Raw genomic sequence first — 18,315 nt, 5'->3', positions numbered from 1 at the left:
CGCGGTGCCGGCGCCGTTCGAGAGCCGCCGCTACCCGCGCCCGCGCTCGGCGAGCACGGCGGCCTCGGTGCGCGACGCGACGCCGAGCTTGCGCAGGATCGCCGAGACGTGCACGCTCGCGGTCTTCGTCGAGATGAACAGCCGCTCGCCGATCTGCCCGTTCGACAGCCCCTCGGCGACGAGATCGAGCACCTGCTGCTCGCGCGCGGTGAGCGGCTCGGCGGTTCCGGCGGATGCCGCGGCTGGCCGTGCACCGCGCCGCGGTTCGAACCCGGGCGCCCCGCCCCGCGCCGGGTCGAGCCCGGCGCGTCGCGCGAACTCGCCCGCCAGCCGTGCGAACAGCAGCACGCCGCGCTGCTCGGCCACCTCCCGCGCACGCAGGCAGGTGTCGGCGGCCGAGGCACGGTCGCCCGCGGACACCTCGGCCTGCGCGAGCCGGAGCAGCGCGTAGGGCAGCACCTGCACCTGCATCGACGGGTCGTCGGCGGCGGCGACCGCCACTCGCCAGAGCCGCGGGTCGGCGCCTGACGGGGCGCCGTCGCCGGACGGGTCGCCGACAGGCTCGCCGCCGCCCAGCTCGGCGTCGAAGACCGCGCGCCAGCGGGGCGTCGTCGACCACGGGGGCATCGCGTCGAACTCGGCCCGCAGGCCCGCGGCGAGCGCGTCGAACTCGCCCGCCGAGACGAGCCCCTCGTCGGCCCGGTCGACGAGCACGCGCGCCCGCAGCGCGAGCATGGGCATGCCGAGCGCGGGCAGGGTCGTGCAGTCGGCGGGCTGCACGCGTTCGAGCACGGCGGACGCGCCCGCGAGGTCGGCCTCGGCGAGCCGCATCCAGGCGAGGTACGTCACCTGCGCCAGCCGGTTCTGCACCTCGGTGCGGGCCCACGCGTCGAGGGCCTCCCGGCGCACGGCGATCTCGCGCTCGGCGCCCGCGAAGTCGTCGCGCCAGACCGCGGCCTGGGCCGACAGCTCCCCCACGAACACGTCGATGCCGGGCGACACCCCCAGCGAGCGCAGATGCCGCAGCGCCCGGTCGAGGCGCTCCCAGCGCCCGGTCTCGAGGCAGGCCTGCACGAGGTTCACCTCGAGCGTGCTGCCCCACATGCGCTCGCGGCCCGAACGCGTCGCCTGCGCGATGGCCGACTCCGCCACGGCGATCGCGTCGTCGTACCGGCCGAGCTGCAGGTGCACGTCGCTCTCGGTCATGGCGTGGCGGTACCGGTCGTTCGAGTCGCCCCAGTCCACCCGCGAGGCCTCCGCGATCAACGCGAGCCCCTCATCGATCTCGCCGAGCTGCACCAGCTGCCAGCCCAGGTCGCCCTCGGCCATCGCGCGGGTCGTGGCGCTCGCGCCCCGCCGCGCCATGACGACCGCCTCGCGCGCCATGGCGATGCCCGCCTCGGGCCGCCCCTCCGACGCGTCGCGCGAGGCGAGCCGCCACATCACCACGGTGCGGGTCTCGACGTCGTCGGGCGACTCCCGTTCGAGCAGGTCGAGCAGCTCCACGAGCTGCGCCCGCGCCTCGGGATGCGCGAGCTCGACCATCGCCCGCGACCGCATCAGCAGCAGCGCGGTTCGCAGATGCACGTCGGCCGCGGCATCCGCCCCACCCGTTTCGAGCTCGGCGAGCGCCTCCTCGACCCGCGCCAACGCCGTCTCGATGCCGGCGCTGTCCCAGGAGGCCTCGGCGACCTGCAGCAGCAGGCGGGCACGCGGCCGACCGGCGATCGCGGACGCCTCGGGTACGCGCCCCCACAGCGCGAGGCACTGCTCGCCGAACTCGGCGACGGCCGCGACGGCGAGGCTGTTGCGGGCCTCCTCCATGGCGGCGAGCGACGCGGCGAGGGCCCGGGGGGCGTCGCGCGCGGCGATCCAGTGCGACGCGACATCCGCAGCGGATGCCTCGCCGCCGGCCTCGAGCACCTCGGCGTAGCGGGTGTGCACGCGAACCGACTCGCGCGGCAGCAGGTCGGAGAGCAGCGCCTCGCGCACGAGCGCATGCCGGAACCCGTACCCGGCGCCGCTGGCCGTGATCATGTGCGCGGCGACCGCGGCCCGCACGTCGAGGTCGAGCTGGTCGGCGGGAACGTCGTGCACCGCCGCGAGCACCTCGTCGTCGACCGTCGCGCCGCCCGCCGCGAGCACGCGCACGAGCTCGCGGGTGCTCGGCTCGAGCGCGTCGTACCGCGCGAGCAGCACGCCCCGCAACGAGGACGGCAGCTCGCCCTCGCCGAGCAGCACGAGCTCCTCGACGAGGAAGGGCACCCCGCCGCTGCGGGCGACCACCCGTTCGAGCTCCGCCTCGGTCGGATCGGCCCCGAGGATCTCGGCCATCTGCGCGGCGACCTGCGCACGGCCGAGCCTGGCGAGCTCGATGATCGTCACCGCGCGTGACCGCTCCATCTCGGCGAGCACCGGACGCAGCGCGTGCCCCTCGCCCACGTCTTCGCTGCGCACCGTGAGCACGACCAGCACGCGGCCCGTCCGCAGCGCCCGCAGCAGCGTCATCAGCAGCGAGAGCGTCGCCGCATCGGCCCAGTGCACGTCTTCGAGCACGAGCAGCAGCGGATGCTCCGCCGCGACGCGCTCGACGAGCATCGCGATCGCGTCGATGAGTTCGTCGGTGCCCGAATCGGCGAGCGGACGGGCCTCGACGCCGAGCTCGGGCAGCAGGGTCGCGACGGCACGGACGCCGTAGCCCGCGGCATCCGTCACCGCTTCGACGCCGAGCGCCGCAACCAGCGCCCGCAGCATCGTGCGCACCGAGGCGAACGGGGCGCCGACGGAGCCGATGTCGACGCACTGGCCGGCCAGCACGATCTCGTCTTCGGGCAGCGCGGCGAGGAACTCCTCGAGCAGGCGGCTCTTGCCGATGCCGGCCTCGCCGGCGATGACGACGCCCCGTGGCGACCCCACGCGGCTCTCGTCGAGGGCGGCGCGAACCTCGTCGAGGCTCGACCCTCGCCCGATCATCACCGGACTCGTCACCCTCGAACGCACGGCGCCATCGTCCCACGCGGGCGCGGCGGGCGATAGATCCCCGACGAGGGGTGGGGCGGGCGAGGGCGACGTCACGGCGGGGCTCGGTGCGGGCTGGGCGCTGGCTCGGTGCGGACTCTGAGCGGGCTGCGCGCCGGCTCAGTGCGCGGCGCGGGCGCCGTGGTGACCGAGGAGGTGCAGTCGCGCGGCGAGGCGGTGCATGCGGCCGCCTTCCAGTGCCGCCCCCGAGCGGACCGGGGCGGCGACGCCCGCCGCGGATGCGAGCTGCTCGGCGCGTCGCTCCGAGATCATGCGGTGCTGCTCGGCCCGGCGGGCCCCCTCGAGCGCGTCGCGGTTGAAAGTCGTGTCGACGAGGAAGTCGTGGGCGAGGTTCATGATCCGTGCCTTTCGAGGATTCCGGACCCGTTCGGCCCGATGCGTCCAGATTCCTCGCTGAGGCAGGCACGCCGGATCGGACATCCGCCCTATCTTCGCGGGCTCGTTCGCCGGCCCAGGGCGCTCGCGCGCGTCTGAGGTACCTCAGACGCGCGCGCGGCGGCTCGGATCAGTGAGATCGGATCAGCGGGATCGGCTCAGCGGGCCGGTCGCGCTCAGCGGCGCGCGAGCTCCGCACGACGCCTGCGCATGACCTGCAGTGCCGCGCCGAGCGCGAGCAGCAGGGTCGAGCCGGCGAGCCAGATCGACGGCTCGACGCCGGTCGCGGCCATGCCCGTCGCGGTGACGGCCGCCGGGCTCGGCTCGGGCGACGGCGACGGCGCGGGCGCGGGCGCGGGCCTGCGCTCGGGCTCGGCGACGGGGCCCACGGTCGAGATCTCGACGATCTCGCCGTCTTCGCCGACCGAGAACCACACCGACGTCGTGAACGCCTCGCCATCGGCGCCGACCGCGGTGACCCGCAACTCGTGCGCCCCGAACGGCACCTCGTCAGGCAGCGACGCTGCGACGTCGATCGTGCCGTCGGCCGCGACCACGCCGTCTTCGACGACGATCGGGTCGGAGAACATCGTCACGTCGAAGGCCGCGCCGGGCGCCAGTCCCGACCCGGTCACGATCACGCCCATGCCGGATGCCGCGTCGCCGGGTTCCCCGTCGAGCACGACGCTGAGCACGGGCTCGTCGACGACGACCGTGAACGCCCGCGCAACGGCCTCGCCGCTGGCGTTGGTCGCGGTGACCTCGACGTCGAAGCTGCCCGCCTCGGTCGGGGCTCCGCTGATCGTGCCGTCGGCGGCGAGCTCGAGCCCGTCGGGCAGCGCGCCGTCGGTCACGGCGAACGACACGGCATGCGCGGCCTCGAACACGAGGTCGGCGGCGACGTTCAGGTGCTGCATCGGCAGGTCGGTCGTGGCCCAGATCACGAGCGGAGCGTTCACGTCGCCCGTGAACTCGCGGGCGACCACGACATCGCCGTTCGTCGCCTCCACGGTGAACGCGTACGCGCCGAACGCGGTCGGCGTCCCCGTGATCGAACCGTCGGCGCCCAGCGTGAGCCCCGCCGGCAGCGCCCCGGCGGTGAGGGCGTAGCCCGTGGCATCCGTCGCCTCGAGGGCCAGCGCCGCATCGGCCGCGACGCCCTCGCGCAGCGCGCCGAGCGACTCCGTCACCCAGACCGGTGCGTTCCGGATCTCGATCGTGACGTCGGCCGTGCGCACCACGCCCACGGCGTTCGTCATGCGCACCTGCACGACCGCGGTGCCGGGCGCGACGCTCAGCAGCTTGCGCGCGTCGTCGGCGTCGGGCTCGAGCAGCTCACCGCCGCTGACGAGGGTGAGCGCGTCGAAGTCGCCGTCGACCACGTCATCGGGCCCGACCGCGAAGCTCCCGCCGGTGGTCAGGAGGATCGACGTCGGCCCGGTCCAGGCGGGCGGCGCGAGCACGTCGAGCGTGAACGCGCGGTCGACGTGCTCGTCGTCGGCGTTGGCCGCACGGACGGTGAAGGCGAACGAGCCCGCCGCGGTCGGCGTCCCTTTCAGCGTGCCGTCGGAGCCGAGCGACGCGCCCGGCGGCAGCATCCCGCCGGCGATGGTGAAGCTCGCGGCGTGCCTCGCGTCGAGGGCGACGCCGAGCGGCGCGTCGACGGCGACCTGCGCGAGCGCGTCGGTGACCCACTCGACGAGCGGCGTGTTGACCCTGCCCGTGAACTCGCGCGGGACGACCGCGATGCCGTTCGTCGCCTCCACGGTGAACGCGTACGCGCCGGCGGCGGTCGGCCTTCCCGTGATCGAGCCGTCGGCGCCCAGGGTCAGGCCCGCCGGCAGCGCGCCGGCGGTGAGGGCGTAGCCCGTGGCATCCGTCGCCTCGAGCGCCAGTGTCGCGTCGATCGCGACGCCCTCGCGCAGCGCGCCGAGCGACTCCGTCACCCAGACGGCCGCGTTGCGCACCTCGATCGGGATCACGACTTCCGTGTATCCCGCATACGGCGAGGCCAAGAACAACGTGATCGAGCCCGTGCCGGGCCGCAACCCCGTGACAGTGATCCCTGACCCGCTGAGCCCCACCTGGACCAAACCGATGGGACTTGAGAGGCCACTGAACTGCCCGCCCACGACGTCGCTGTACGCCAGGAAGATCGAGTCGCCCGTCGTGAGCAGGATCTCGGTCGGGCCCGCCCACGTCGCGGGCGGGGCAGGGTTCACGACGATGCTCAGAGAGCGGGTGATCGAGGACCCGTCGCTGTTGCCTCCGGTGATCGCCACGTCGAAGGTCCCGCTCGCGGTGGGCGTGCCGCTGAGCAGGCCGCCGGGCGTGAGGGTGATGCCGGCCGGCATGGCGCCGCCGGTGACCGAGAAGGCCTCGACGTTCGTGCCCGACAACTGCAGGTTCACGGGCACGCCGGCGGTGAACGGACCGACCGACGGCGCCGGCCACGCGATCGCGCGCGCGGCGATCAGCCCGCTGAGCACCTGGGCGGTCGACCCGCCTTGGCCCGTGGCCGTGACCGTGAAGGAGAACGACCCGACGGCAGCGGTCGCGGTTCCCGAGATCGTGCTGCCGACGAGCGTGAGCCCGGCGGGCAGCGAGCCGGACGTGACCGCGAACGAGGTGGCATCGGATGCCACGAGCCCGACGTTGACCGAATCGAGCCGGGTGATCGTGCCGAGCGTCGTCGTCGACCACACCGGCGCCGGGGTCACCGGCGCCGACTGCACCGTGACAACGGTGGTGTACGGCTGCATCCACGGCCCGCCGGGGAAGGTGACGTCGAAGCGCACGTTGTAGACGCCGGCGGTCGTCGGCGTGCCCGCGAGCCGGATGCCGCTGCCGTCGCCGAAGAACTCCAGCTCCATGCCTGGGGGAAAGGTATCGGCATACAGGGCTGAGTTCTCGGTCGTGCCCGGTTCGACCAGCACCGTCGGGGCGCCGGGGTCGACGCCCGCGGTGAAGGTGAGCGCGCTCGGCACGGTCGGAACCGCCTGCGCGGGCGCCGCCGCGCCCACGACGATGCCCGCTGCGACCACGAGCAGGGCGAGCACGCCGGCGACGGAACGGAAGAGTCTGCGGAGCATGCGGCGCTGCGTCACGGGGCGGGTCCTCTCACCTGGCGCGCAATGGCGCGGGGCCCGCGCCTCGCGGCACCTCACGCTATTGGGCCGATGCACCGCTCGCCACCCCCTCTTCGGGGCGACGGCGCGCCCGCGACATCCGTCGGATGCGAGCGCAACGCCTCGCGTGGGGTAGTCTCGACCAGCACGCGGAAACGCGGGCGGTGTGCGGATGTGGCGCAGTGGTAGCGCATCACCTTGCCAAGGTGAGGGTCGCGAGTTCGAATCTCGTCATCCGCTCGGAAACACGAAAGGCGGGCACCCGGTCGGGTGCCCGCCTTCGTCGTACGCCCGGTATCAGCGCTCGAAGACGACCTCGCCGCCGACGATCGTGACCGCCGTCTGCACCGACACCAGCGCGGCCGCGGGCAGCGCGAACGGGTCGGCCGTGGCGATCGCGAGATCGGCGCGCTCACCCACGCGGATGCGCCCGGGGCGGCCGAGCACGAGCGAGCTCGACCCGCTCGTGTACGCGGCGAGCGCCTGCTCGAGGCTCAACGACTGGTGCTCGGCGTCGAGCGTGGGCGGCTCGACGCCCGCGGGCAGCGGCGGCGCCTCGACGCCGGGAGGCAACGGCGCCCACCGGTTCACCACGACGTGGATCGCGAGCCACGGGTCGGCCGGCGACACGGGCCAGTCGGATCCCATCGCGAGCTCGGCGCCGCCGTCGGCCATCGTGCGGAACGGGTAGCCGCTCAGCATGCGCTCCTCGCCGATCATCGACACGACGAACGGGTCGGGCGCCGCCCAGAGGCCCTGGATGTTCGCGGTCACCCCGAGGGTGCCGAAGCGCCGCGCGTCGTCGGGCTGCACCATCGACAGGTGCGCGATGTGGTGGCGGGGGCCCGAGCCGTTCGCGGCCCGTGCCTCCTCGATCGCGTCGAGCGCCACGCGGATGCCGCGGTCGCCCATGATGTGCAGGTGCAGGGCGAAGCCCGCGGCATCCAATCGGGTGACGAACTCGCGGATCGCCGCCTCGTCGAAGTGCAGCTCCCCCGCGAACCCGTCGTCGGAATGGGTGCAGTAGGGCTCGAGCAGCGCCGCGGTCTCGCCGTGCGGCACGCCGTCGATCATGGCCTTCGCCGTCGACGTGTCGAACCCGGCGGCGGCGTTGCGCTCGCGCAGCCCGACGAAGCGCTCGACGAGCGCCGGAACCTCGTCGACCGTCAGGCCCGGCGGCACCCACAGGGCGCCCGAGACCGCGCTGGGCACCGACCCCTCGGCGATGCCGCGCAGGTACGCGGGCGTGGCGTCGGCCTTGCCGTTGTACTCGCCGAGGATCGCCTCGTGCCAGCCCGTCACGCCGAGCGACCACAGGTACTCCTGCGCGTTCAGCAGCCCCGCGTGCATCTCGTCGTCGGTCGACGGCGGCACGACGCGGCCCACGAGCTCGGCCGCCGACTCGTTGAGGTACCCGGTCGGATCGCCGTGCTCGTCGACGTGCACGTGCCCGTTGTGCGGCTGCGGCGTGTCTCGGTCGACGCCCGCGAGCTCGAGCGCCCGCGAGTTCACCCACAGCGTGTGGTGTCCGGCGTCGCTCAGCGCCACCGGACGGTCGGGCACGATCGCGTCGAGCTGCTGCCGCGTCGGCATGGGGAGCAGTTCGTGGCTCCAGCCGCCGCCCGTGACCCACTCCGAGGTCGTGCGCTCGGCGCCCGCCCGGATCAGCTCGAGGGTCTCGTCGACGCTCGCGGCCGACGTCAGATCGATGCTCAGGCGCTCGACCCCGGCGAACACGGCGTGCGCGTGCGCGTCGACGAAACCGGGGTGGATCACGGCGCCCGCGGCCTCCACCACCCTGGTGTCCTCGCCCGCCAGCTCGCGCACCCGTTCGTCGGAACCGACGCGCACGATGCGGCCGCTCGCGACCGCGACGGCGGTGTGCCCGGTGCGCACCGAGCCGTCGAAGACGCGGCCGTTCACGATGACGAGGTCGGCGGTTGGGGTCATGGAAGGTCCTTCTCTCAGGGCGGGTTCTGGGGGCGGGTTCGGTGGGGGCGGGCCTGGTGGGCGCCGCGGGGGGCGGATGTCGCGGCGGCCGGCTCAGACCAGCCGGAACACCCGGATGATCACGAAGCCGGGCTCGGCCCGCGCGTAGCCGATGAACTGCGATTCGGTCAGCCACTCGAGCTCGGGATGCTCGGTGCGGAACTGGAACGCCGTGCGGTAGTACAGCTCGCGTTCGCTCACCGGCTCGCCCCGGAGCATCCGCTCGAAGGTGTCGGGGTCGGTGCGCCAGAACCCGCGGTTGACGACCTCGACGCCGGCCGTGCCGTCGGACACCGTCGCCTCGATCGCGTAGCGGGCGTCGAGCGTCACCGTGAGGCCGCGGGCGTTCCACCAGTCGCCGCCGCCGTCGAGCACCGCGCCGCGCAGGCGCGGGCCGTCGAAGGTGCCGCCCGAGACACGTGCGAAGTGCAGGCCCTCGCCGGGTTCGCGCCCGCCGAGCGGCACGGGCTCCTCGACGTGGCAGCGCAGTTCGAAGCAGTACTCGAACTCCGGGTCCATCAGGGGTTCGGGGCTCATGGCGGTCACCGTCCGTTCTGCGTCTGGGTGCTGCGGGTCACCGTCGCCAGCGACGAGGTGCGGCCGAGCCGTCGTCGGCGAGGAGTCCATCCTGCACGCGGAATCGAGTCGAGCAGCAATCGGGTGTACTCGGCCTGCGGCGCGTCGAGGATGTCCGTGGCGGTGCCGTGCTCCTCGACGCGTCCCTGCCGCATGACGATCACGTGGTCGCAGAGGCGCCGGATCACGGTCAGGTCGTGCGTGATCATGAGCAGCGCAACGCCGGTGCTGCGGCGGATGTCGTCGAGCAGCGTGAGGATCTCGACCTGCGTGGTGACGTCGAGCGCCGACACCGCCTCGTCGAGCACGAGCAGCACGGGGTCGGCCGCGAGCGCCCGCGCGATCGCGACGCGCTGGCGCTGACCCCCCGAGAGCGCCCGCGGGCGCTGGTCGAGCAGCGCCTCCTCGAGGCGCACGTGGCCCATGAGCTCGCCGATGCGCCGGTCGAGCTCGGCCCGGGTCTCGCGCGGACGGTGCACGCGGATCGCCTCGGTCAGGCACTGCCGCACGGTCTGCCTCCGGTCGAGCGACTGGTACGGATCCTGGAACACCATCTGGGCGATCTTCGCGCGGCGCCGGCGTTCGCGTCCGCCGCGCGCCGGGGTGCTCCAGTCCTTGCCGCCGACCGCGACGACCCCCGAATCCGCCCGCTCGAGGCCGACCACGATCCGGGCCGCGGTCGTCTTGCCCGACCCGGACTCGCCGACGATGCCGAGCGAGCCGCCCCGGCGCAGCTGCAGCGAGACGTCGTCGACCGCGACGAGCGTCTCCTTGCCGCGGCCCGCCCGGCGCACCCGATACGACTTGCGCAGGCGCTCGATGCGCAGCATCGGCTCACCCTCGTCGCCGGCGGCGCGCATGGGCGGCGCCTCGTCGAGCGAGGCCGCCATGAGCGTCTTCGTGTACTCCTCGCGGGCGTTCTCTCGCATCGTCTTCGCGCGCAGCGTCTCGACGATGCGTCCGTGCTGCATGACGTTCACCCGGTCGCAGACCGCGCCCGCGAGCGCGAGGTCGTGCGTGATGAACAGCATCGACAGCTCGCGGTGCGTGCGCAGGTCGGCGATGACGGCCATGACCTCCTCCTGCGTGGTCACGTCGAGCGCGGTGGTGATCTCGTCGGCCAGCAGGATGTCGGGATCCATCGCGAGGGTCGCCGCGATCATGACGCGCTGCAGCAGCCCGCCCGAGAGCTCGGCCGGGTACTGGCGCAGACGCCGCCCCGGATCGCTGATGCCGACCTCGTCGAGCAGGTCGAGCGCGCGCCGGTTCGCCGCGGCCGGCTTGGTGCCGGCGACGTGCACGAGTGCCTCCGTCATGAAGTCGCCGATCGTGCGGAGCGGATTCAGGTGCGCCCGCGGCGTCTGGAACACCATGCCGAGGCGCCGTGCGCGCAGGTCGCGCAGCTCGCGCGCGGGCATGTCACCGACATCCCGGCCGTCGATGCGGATGCCGCCGACGGTCGTGAAGCCCTCGGGGAGCAGCCCCGCGACCGCGCGCACCGTGAGCGTCTTGCCCGAGCCGGACTCGCCCACGAGCCCGACCGCCTCGCCGCGGCCCACGTCGAGCGTGCTCGCGAACACGAGCTGGCGCGGGTCGCCCGCGGTCGGCGCGAAGATGTCGAGCGCGTCGATCTCGAGTACCGGTCGGGTCATCGTTCCTTCTCCTCGGCCCAGGTGGTGACGCGGGCGCCGATGACGCCGACGGCGAGCACGGTGACGACCACGAGGATCGCCGGATACACGGACTGCTCGAACGCCCCCGACAGCAGCCCCGCCTGACCGGCGGCGATCATCGACCCCCAGTCGGGCGCGGGCGGCTGCTGCCCGAGGCCGAGGTACGAGATGGCCGAGAGGTCGAGCATCGCGTAGCCGAACCCGATCGCGGTCTGCGCCGCCACCACGGGCACGAGCGCCGGCACGAGGTGGCGGAAGCAGATCGCCGGGCTCGACACGCCCTGCACCCGCAGCGCGGCCGTGTACGGCTTGCCGAGCTCTCGCGACGCAGCCGTGCGCACGAGCCGCGCGACGACCGGGATGTACGCGATCGACAGCGCGACGACCGGTGCGAGCAGGCCCTTGCCGAACACCGCGACCGCGAGCACGGCGATCACGATGCCGGGGATCGCGAAGATCACGTCGATCAGCCGGGCGATGCCGCCGCTCACCCAGCCGCCGAACCACGCCGCGGCGAGCGCCAGCGCGACGCCCGCGAGCGTCGACAGGAGCACGACCCCGATGGGCGCGAAGACGCTCGCGCCGGCGCCGACGAGCACGCGCGACAGGATGTCGCGGCCTACGTCGTCGGTGCCGAGCGGGTGGGCGAGGCTCGACGCGCCGTTCACGGGGCCGACGTAGAGCTCGGTCGGGTCATACGGCGCGATCCACGGCCCGATGGCGGCGAGCACCGCGATGACGCCGAACACGATGAGCGCGATGCGGAACACCCAGTCCCGCTTCGCCGCCCGGCGCGCGACGGCCGGCACGGCCCCGTTCGCGATCTGCACGACGCTCATGCCGCGCTCCTTCCGCCGACGCTCGTCGGATCGATGAGGGCGCTCCACAGGTCGGCCGCGGCGTTCAGCACGACGAAGATCGTGACGAGCAGGAGCGAGACGATCTGCACGACCGGGAGGTCGGCACGGGCCGCGGCCTGCACGAGCAGCGACCCGATGCCGCCCAGGCCGAACGCGACCTCGGCGATCGCCGACGCCGCGAACAGGCCGGCGATCGTGGTGCCGGTGATCGCGAGGATCTGCGGCGACGCGTTGCGGAACACGTGCACGCCGAAGATCCGCGATCGCGGGATGCCGCGCACCCGGGCCGTGTCGACGTGCTCCGACTGGAGCTGCGCGACGAGCGAGCCGCGCGTGACCCGGCTGATGTACGCGACGAAGAGCACGGCGAGCGAGACGGCCGGCAGCACGAGATGCCACAGGCGGTCCCAGCCGGCGTCGCCCTCGCCGTACACGGGGAACCAGCCGAGCGTCTTCGCGAAGATCCAGATCAGCAGGATCGCGACGACGAAGGTCGGCAGGGCCATGCCGAGCGAGGTGAGCACGCCGACCGTGCGGTCGACGGCTCCCCCGCGCATCGCGGCGACGACGCCCGAGCCCACCCCGAACACGAGGATGAGGAGCACGGTCACCATGACCAGCTGGAGCGTGATGACGAACCGCGGGGCGACGAGCGTCATCACGTCGGTCTTGTAGACGAAGGACCGGCCGAAGTCGCCCTGGAACGCCGAGGTCAGCCAATCCCAGTACCGCGCCCACACCGGATCGTCGAGGTGGTACTCGAGGCGGATCTGGTCGATGAGCTCGGGCGTCGGCTTCGCGCCGCCCGCGAGGGCCGCGATCGGGTCGCCCGTGAGCAGCACGGCGGAGTAGATGACGATGCTCGCCAGGAACAGCGTCAGCAGCAGGCCGCCGAGCCGCTCCAGCAGCATCCGGGTCATGGCGTTCACGTGGCCGGTCCTCGTCTCACTCGCGTCCGGGACTCACTCGCCGCCGAGGTGCAGCGCCCAGGGGCTGCTGTACGCGGCGACCGACGTGGTGACTCCGGTGAGGTCGTCGTTCAGGTAGGTGAGCTGGTAGGTGCCCGCGAGGGTGACCTGCAGGTAGTCCTGCGCGAAGATCTCCTGCGCGGCGACGAACTCGTCGGCGGCGGTCTTCTCGTCGACCGCGTTGCGCGCGGCCTGGAGGTGCTGCGTGACCTCGGGGTTGTCGTAGCCGCTCCAGTTGAAGACGCCGCCCTGGTCGGCCGGCAGCATGAACAGCGACGGGTAGCCGAGTACGCCGGGCGTCTCGAGGTAGCCCTGCGTGGCGACGAAGTCGATGCCCTCGCGCTTCGTGGGGTCGTAGAACAGGGCACCGAAGTCGGCCGCCTGCATCTCGTCGATCTCGAGGTCGAGCCCGATCTGCTTCGCGGCGCTCTGCATGATGGTCGCCGTCTGCGCGAACTCCTTGGCGCCGGCGGGCACGGCGACGACGAGCGGCACGCTCGTGTCCTCGCCGCTCTCCTCGACGAGGGCCTTCGCCGCGTCGAGGTCGACCTTCGGCTCGGCGAGCGCGTCGTAGCCGGCCTGGTAGATCGGCGCCTCGGTCATCGCCTGGAACGAGAACTCGGGCACGATCGTCTTCTGCACGGTTCCGAGGCCGTTCGCGACGGTCTCGAGGTACTGGTCGCGGTCGATCGCGAGGCTGAGGGCCTCGCGGATCTTCGGATTCGCGCCCGCACCCGTGGCCGATGCCGGGCCGAAGCTGTACGACGCGGTCGAGTGGCCGACGGTCAGCGTGCCCGCCCCGTCGCCCTCGAGCACAGCGCGGGCTCCGGGCGACACGTTGATGGCGCCGTCGATCTCGCCCTGGGTGAGCGCGGTCGCGAGCGTCGAACTGTCGGACACGAACGTGTACGTCAGCGTCTTCACGAGCGGCGCGCCGTTCCAGTACTGCTCGTTCGCGGTGGTCACGATGTCGCCGCCCGGCGTCCAGGCGCCCGGGGCGAGCTCGTAGGGCCCGGTGCACATGAGTCCGGCCTCGGGGGTGCCGAGCGCCTGACCGGCCGCCTCGCCGAAGGCCTTCTGCATGACGGCGCCGCCCTGTCCGGCGATCGCATCGCGGAACGTGGAGTCGGGGGCGACGAAGTGCACGGTGACCTCGTTCGGCCCCGTCGCGACGATGCCGGCCGCGGCATCCGGCACGACGAGCGCGAACGCGCCGAACCACTGCGAGGCCGGGTTCAGGTTCTGCTGCAGGCTCCAGGCCACGTCTTCGGCGGTCACGGGGCTGCCGTCCCAGAAGGCGACGTCGTCGCGCAGCGTGATGACGAAGGTCACCGGGTCGACGAACTCGGCGCTCTCGGCGATGCCGGGCGCGATCGAGAAGTCGGGCTGCAACGACAACAGGTTGTCGCACAGGTTCGGCACGATCAGGTTCGCGGATGCCGCGGGGTTGAGGGTCGCGGGCTCGCCCTCGACGATGGCCCAGGTGACGTCGTCCACGGGCTGCGTCGCCGCCGGCAGCACGTCGACGAGGGTGATCTCGGCGGTGTCCCCGTCGGGGTCGGCCCCGCCGCGGGGCGTGCAGCCGCAGAGTGCGAGCATGGTCGCGCAGGCGACGGCGCCCACGGCGATTCCGGTTCGTTTCATGGTCTTGTCCGTTCGTCGGTGATGCGGGGGTACGGGGGTGGGGCAGGAGCGGTGCGGGTGCTCAGGCGAGCAGGAACACGCGGATGCAGACCTGGTCGTCCTCATCCCGTGCGAGCCCCACGAACTGGTGCTCGGCGAGCCAGCGGTGCGGCGCGGCATCCGTCTGGAACACCGGTGCCGTGCGGAAGTAGAGGCCCGGTTCGTCTTCGGGCACCTGCTCGCCGGCGTCCATGCGCCGCAGGATGTCGGGGGTCGCCCGGAAGTAGCCGCGGTTCAGGATGTCGATGACCGCGCCGTCGTCGGCGCGGATCAGGTATCTCGCCTCGAGCTGCGCGGTGCCCGAGCGTTCGACGGCCCAGTCGCCGCCGCCGGGCAGCACCTCGCCGTTCAGGCGCGGCCCCGAGACGCTGCCGCCGGTGATCGGGGTGAACGAGAGCTGCTCGTCGGGTCCGCGGCCGATGTGCAGGTCGCGGTCGATGGTGGCGCGGATCTCGAACACGTACTCGAGCGTCGGATGCATCACGGGAGGTCTCCTTCGAGGACGGTGAGGGTGAGGCTGAGGCCGTCGGCGCCGCCGACGACGAGCTGCTGCCGGTTGGGGCGGGTCTCGCCCCAGGTCCACGGGTCGGCGCCGGTGCCCGGCTGCGGAAGGAACTCGGGGTAGTCGCTGCTCGACACGTGCACCCGCAGGCGGTGCCCGGTACGCAGGCGGTAGCCGAGCTGCCCGAGGTCGATCTCGAGCACGCCCGGCTCGGTCGCGTCGCGCAGCTGCAACTGCCCTCGGGCGATGCGCAGCGCCGTGCCGTCGGGGGCGACGTCGAGCAGGCGCACGAAGCAGTCCATGACCGGACCGTCGGATGCCACGCGCACGCGCGCCGACACGGGGCCCGCGAGGTCGACATCCGCCGTCGCCGCCGCCGCGTCGAAGCGCAGCACGTCGTCGCGGTCGCCGATGGGCGACTCGTCGGGGCGGGCGAGCAGGAACGAGAAGGCGTCGGGCGCGCTCGAGGGCACGAGGTCGGCGGGGTCGTGCGTCCACTCGAGGGTCGTGGCCGGCTCGGGCGCGGCGCCGGGCCGGGCCGTGAGCCCGCCGTCGGACGTGGCGCGGAGGGCGACGCTGCGCACCCCGGCCGGCGGCCAGCTCGGCTCGGTGCGCAGCTCATCGGTGCCCGCGAGGCTCCACACGACCTTCGGCAGGTCGGCGGCCGTGCCGTTGCCGCGCACGAACACGTCGAAGAACGCGATGGCCGGGTCGAGCGTGCGGGGCAGCAGGTCCAGGATCTGCTGCTCGCTGCGCTCCGGCACGCGGTCTTCATCGGCCTCGAGCAGCCGGAAGCTCTCGTGGTCGATCGACTCGATGCGCAGGTGGTGGTGCGCATCCCAGTTGGGGTGCGCGGCGATCGCGGCGACATCCGCCCACGACAGCGGAGCACAGTTGTCCCACCATCCGATCGTGTGCAGCGTCGGCACCGACCTGCCGGCGAACGGGCTGCCGCCGGGGAACCGCGGCAGCAGCACGGGGTGCGGGTACCACTGGTCGTACGAGAGGCCGCGGCGGCCGACCTCGGCCATGAACTCCTCGGCCTGGGCGGCGAAGTCGCGACGCTCCCAGTCGGGCTCCCAGTGCAGGGCGTCGTTCTCGAAGAACTGCGTGAGCGGATACATATAGGTCACGCCCCACTCGATGCGGCGCGTGCGCGTGGCCGGATCGGGCCGCACGGGCTCGCCGAGGCCGGTGCCGGTCACGCGCGGCGCGATCGCCTTGAGCGCCGGGTGTCCGCTCGCGGCGGCGGCCCACTGCGTGTACCCGTAGTAGCTGTCGCCCCACATCGCGACGTTGCCGTTCGACCAGGGCTGCTGCGCGATCCACTCGAGGGTGTCGTGGCCGTCGTCGACCTCGTTGACGAAGAGGAGCGCGTCGCCCTCCGAGCGGAACTTGCCCCGCACGTCTTGCGCGACCACCCGGTAGCCGTGCCGGGCGAAGTACTCGGCGATCTGCGGGATGAAGCAGTACACGCCCGACTTGTCGTAGGGCAGGCGGATCAGCACGGTGTCGCCCGGCGTCGCGTCGGCCTCGTCGGGGGCGCCCGGCAGGTAGACGTCTGCGGCCAGCCGAACCCCGTCGCGCATGCGCACCCTGGCCGGGAACGACGCCGGGCTCTCGGGCGCCGGGGGGATGCGCAGGATGTCTGGCACGGAGGTCTCCTCTCGGGGCATCGGACCCGGATCGGGAGCGATGTGACGGTCACGCTACGGCTCCCTCAATAGTTAGTCAAGTCTGACTAGACTAGACTTTATGCAGCCGTTACACTCGGCTGCAGTCGGCCCCGCCGGCCCGCCCGAGAGGAGCCGCATTGGCACGTCCGTCCGTCGCCGCCGAGCGTCGCGAGCAGATCATCGACGCCACCATGACGACCATCGCCGAGCACGGCATCCACGGCACGACCCTCGATCGCATCGCGGATGCCGCGGGCATGTCGCGCGGCCACGTGCGCCACTTCGTCGGCAACCGCGACCGCCTCCTGCACGACACCGCGCTCGCCGTCTTTGCCGACCCCGACGGCGAACCCGTCTCGATCCTGCCCACCGACGTCGCCGACCTCGCCGGCGCGCTCGACTACCTCTTCGGCGCCGAATTCAGCACCTCCGACCGCGAGAACGCCGTCGTGCTCGGCCTCGTCGAACTCGCCCGGGTCACCCCCGACATCGCCCAGGTGCTCACCACCGCCTACACGGCCACCCGCGTGCAGCTCGCGGACCTCGTCGCCAGCGCACACCCCGACGCCGGCCGCGAGGCCTGCGTCACCGCCGCCTACAGCATCCTCACCTCGGCGCTCGGCTCGGTGTTCCTCGGCGACTTCGACGCCGACCCCGCACGCGCCGTGCACTCGCGCGCCGCCGCCGAGGCGCTGCTCGCGACGCTCTGAGCGGCGGGCGACCGGCTGTGCGGGCTTCGGGCAGGCGCTCCGGCTTCGCGGGCGACCGGCTACGCGCTCGACCGGCTGTGCGGCGCCTCCGAATCGTGACGCCCCGCGTCGCGTCGGGAATGCCCGGCCCGCGGCATCCGGTTGCCCCTTGCGTACCGCGAACCGCGCGGAGTACCGGAAGGAACCACACCGCATGACCATCCTCGTCACCGCCGCCTCCGGCCACCTCGGCCGCCTCGTCGTCGACGCCCTGCTCGCCCGCGGGGCCGAGCCCGGCGAGATCGTGGCCGGCGCACGCGACACCTCGAAGCTCGCGGATGTCGCGGCCCGCGGCATCCGCACCGCAACGCTCGACTACGCGAAGCCCGAGACCATCGCCGCAGCCCTCGACGGCGTCGACACCGTGCTGCTCATCTCGGGGTCGGAGGTCGGACAGCGCATCGCGCAGCACCGCAACGTGATCGACGCGGCGAAGGCCGCCGGCGTCGCGAAGCTCGTCTACACGAGCGCGCCGAACGCGACGACCGCCGACTACCCGCTCGCCCCCGAGCACAAGGCCACCGAAGAGCTCATCGCGGAGTCGGGCGTGCCCGCCGTGATCGTGCGCAACAACTGGTACATCGAGAACTACGCCGCGGATGTCGCGCGCGCCGCCGAGACCGGCGTCGTCTCGTCGTCGACCGGCGAGGGTCGCATCGTGGGTGCCACGCGCGCCGACCTCGCGGATGCCGCAGCCGTGGTGCTGCTCGAGGGCGGCCACCTCGGCCGGGTCTACGAGCTCTCGGGCGACGAGGCCTTCACGTACGCCGACATCGCCGCCGCCGCAGCCGAGGTGCTCGGCCGCGAGGTCGCCTACACCCCGCTGACCGCCGAGCAGCAGGCCGCGGCGCTCGAGGCGGCCGGACTCGACGCCGGCACCATCGGATTCGTCACGTCGCTCGACGCCGGCATCGGCGCGGGGGTGCTCGAGGTGCCGACCGGCGGCGTCTCCCGCCTCACGGGTCGCCCCACGACGCCGCTCGTCGACGGGCTCCGCGCCGCGCTCGACCCCTCGACCGCGACCGCCTGAACGACGGCGGACGGCGGATGCCGCGGGGCTCGGGTCACTCGACCGGCCCCGCGGCATCCGCCGTTCG

At 73.2% G+C, this 18,315-nt stretch carries 13 protein-coding genes and 1 tRNA gene; 3 read left to right on the top strand and 11 right to left on the bottom strand.

Annotation, left to right across the window (positions count from 1 at the left end):
- Positions 1–30: 30 nt before the first annotated feature.
- From GQQ92_RS16920 to GQQ92_RS10735, 3 genes are all read right to left on the bottom strand, one after another.
- Entirely contained in the window at positions 31–2,973 is a 2,943-nt protein-coding gene (locus GQQ92_RS16920; protein ID WP_156999258.1) for a helix-turn-helix transcriptional regulator, read from the bottom strand.
- Positions 2,974–3,138: 165 nt separating this feature from the next.
- The gene (locus tag GQQ92_RS10740; RefSeq protein WP_156999257.1) at positions 3,139–3,375 is read right to left on the bottom strand and encodes a hypothetical protein; all 237 of its coding nucleotides are present in this window, start codon (positions 3,373–3,375) and stop codon (positions 3,139–3,141) included.
- 215 nt (positions 3,376–3,590) lie between these two features.
- Complete coding sequence (locus GQQ92_RS10735) at positions 3,591–6,506, bottom strand: putative Ig domain-containing protein (RefSeq protein ID WP_156999256.1); 2,916 nt, start codon at positions 6,504–6,506, stop codon at positions 3,591–3,593.
- Positions 6,507–6,710: 204 nt separating this feature from the next.
- Between GQQ92_RS10735 and GQQ92_RS10730 the strand changes: the two genes are divergently transcribed.
- Positions 6,711–6,782 (top strand) — tRNA-Gly (locus GQQ92_RS10730).
- 57 nt (positions 6,783–6,839) lie between these two features.
- On the opposite strand, the gene GQQ92_RS10725 is transcribed toward GQQ92_RS10730, so the two are convergent.
- From GQQ92_RS10725 to GQQ92_RS10690, 8 genes are all read right to left on the bottom strand, one after another.
- Entirely contained in the window at positions 6,840–8,492 is a 1,653-nt protein-coding gene (locus GQQ92_RS10725; protein WP_156999255.1) for an amidohydrolase, read from the bottom strand.
- Positions 8,493–8,585: 93 nt separating this feature from the next.
- The gene (locus GQQ92_RS10720) at positions 8,586–9,068 is read right to left on the bottom strand and encodes a DUF3237 domain-containing protein (protein ID WP_156999254.1); all 483 of its coding nucleotides are present in this window, start codon (positions 9,066–9,068) and stop codon (positions 8,586–8,588) included.
- A 5-nt stretch (positions 9,069–9,073) separates the two neighbouring features.
- Positions 9,074–10,759: a nickel ABC transporter ATP-binding protein NikE gene (gene nikE, locus GQQ92_RS10715; RefSeq protein WP_156999253.1), complete on the bottom strand. Its 1,686-nt coding sequence runs from the start codon at positions 10,757–10,759 to the stop codon at positions 9,074–9,076.
- On the bottom strand, positions 10,756–11,619 hold the full coding sequence (locus tag GQQ92_RS10710; protein WP_156999252.1) for an ABC transporter permease: 864 nt from the start codon (positions 11,617–11,619) through the stop codon (positions 10,756–10,758). The genes nikE and GQQ92_RS10710 overlap by 4 nt, the downstream gene beginning before the upstream one ends.
- Positions 11,616–12,560, bottom strand: coding sequence for an ABC transporter permease (locus GQQ92_RS10705; protein WP_232057651.1), 945 nt, complete (start codon positions 12,558–12,560; stop codon positions 11,616–11,618). Before GQQ92_RS10705 ends, GQQ92_RS10710 begins: the two co-directional genes overlap by 4 nt.
- A gap of 42 nt (positions 12,561–12,602) precedes the next feature.
- Complete coding sequence (locus tag GQQ92_RS10700) at positions 12,603–14,252, bottom strand: ABC transporter substrate-binding protein (RefSeq protein WP_156999250.1); 1,650 nt, start codon at positions 14,250–14,252, stop codon at positions 12,603–12,605.
- A 61-nt stretch (positions 14,253–14,313) separates the two neighbouring features.
- Positions 14,314–14,772: a DUF3237 domain-containing protein gene (locus GQQ92_RS10695; RefSeq protein ID WP_156999349.1), complete on the bottom strand. Its 459-nt coding sequence runs from the start codon at positions 14,770–14,772 to the stop codon at positions 14,314–14,316.
- Positions 14,772–16,448: a CocE/NonD family hydrolase gene (locus tag GQQ92_RS10690; protein ID WP_232057640.1), complete on the bottom strand. Its 1,677-nt coding sequence runs from the start codon at positions 16,446–16,448 to the stop codon at positions 14,772–14,774. The genes GQQ92_RS10695 and GQQ92_RS10690 overlap by 1 nt, the downstream gene beginning before the upstream one ends.
- A 158-nt stretch (positions 16,449–16,606) precedes the next feature.
- On the opposite strand from GQQ92_RS10690, the gene GQQ92_RS10685 reads away from it, so the two are divergent.
- Both GQQ92_RS10685 and GQQ92_RS10680 read left to right on the top strand, forming a co-directional pair.
- Complete coding sequence (locus tag GQQ92_RS10685) at positions 16,607–17,179, top strand: TetR/AcrR family transcriptional regulator (protein ID WP_156999248.1); 573 nt, start codon at positions 16,607–16,609, stop codon at positions 17,177–17,179.
- A gap of 193 nt (positions 17,180–17,372) precedes the next feature.
- On the top strand, positions 17,373–18,248 hold the full coding sequence (locus GQQ92_RS10680; RefSeq protein WP_156999247.1) for an NAD(P)H-binding protein: 876 nt from the start codon (positions 17,373–17,375) through the stop codon (positions 18,246–18,248).
- Positions 18,249–18,315: the final 67 nt, after the last annotated feature.

Source organism: Agromyces terreus, from assembly GCF_009749465.1.
GTDB lineage: Bacteria > Actinomycetota > Actinomycetes > Actinomycetales > Microbacteriaceae > Agromyces > Agromyces terreus.
This window is presented reverse-complemented; position numbering and strand designations above follow the sequence as displayed.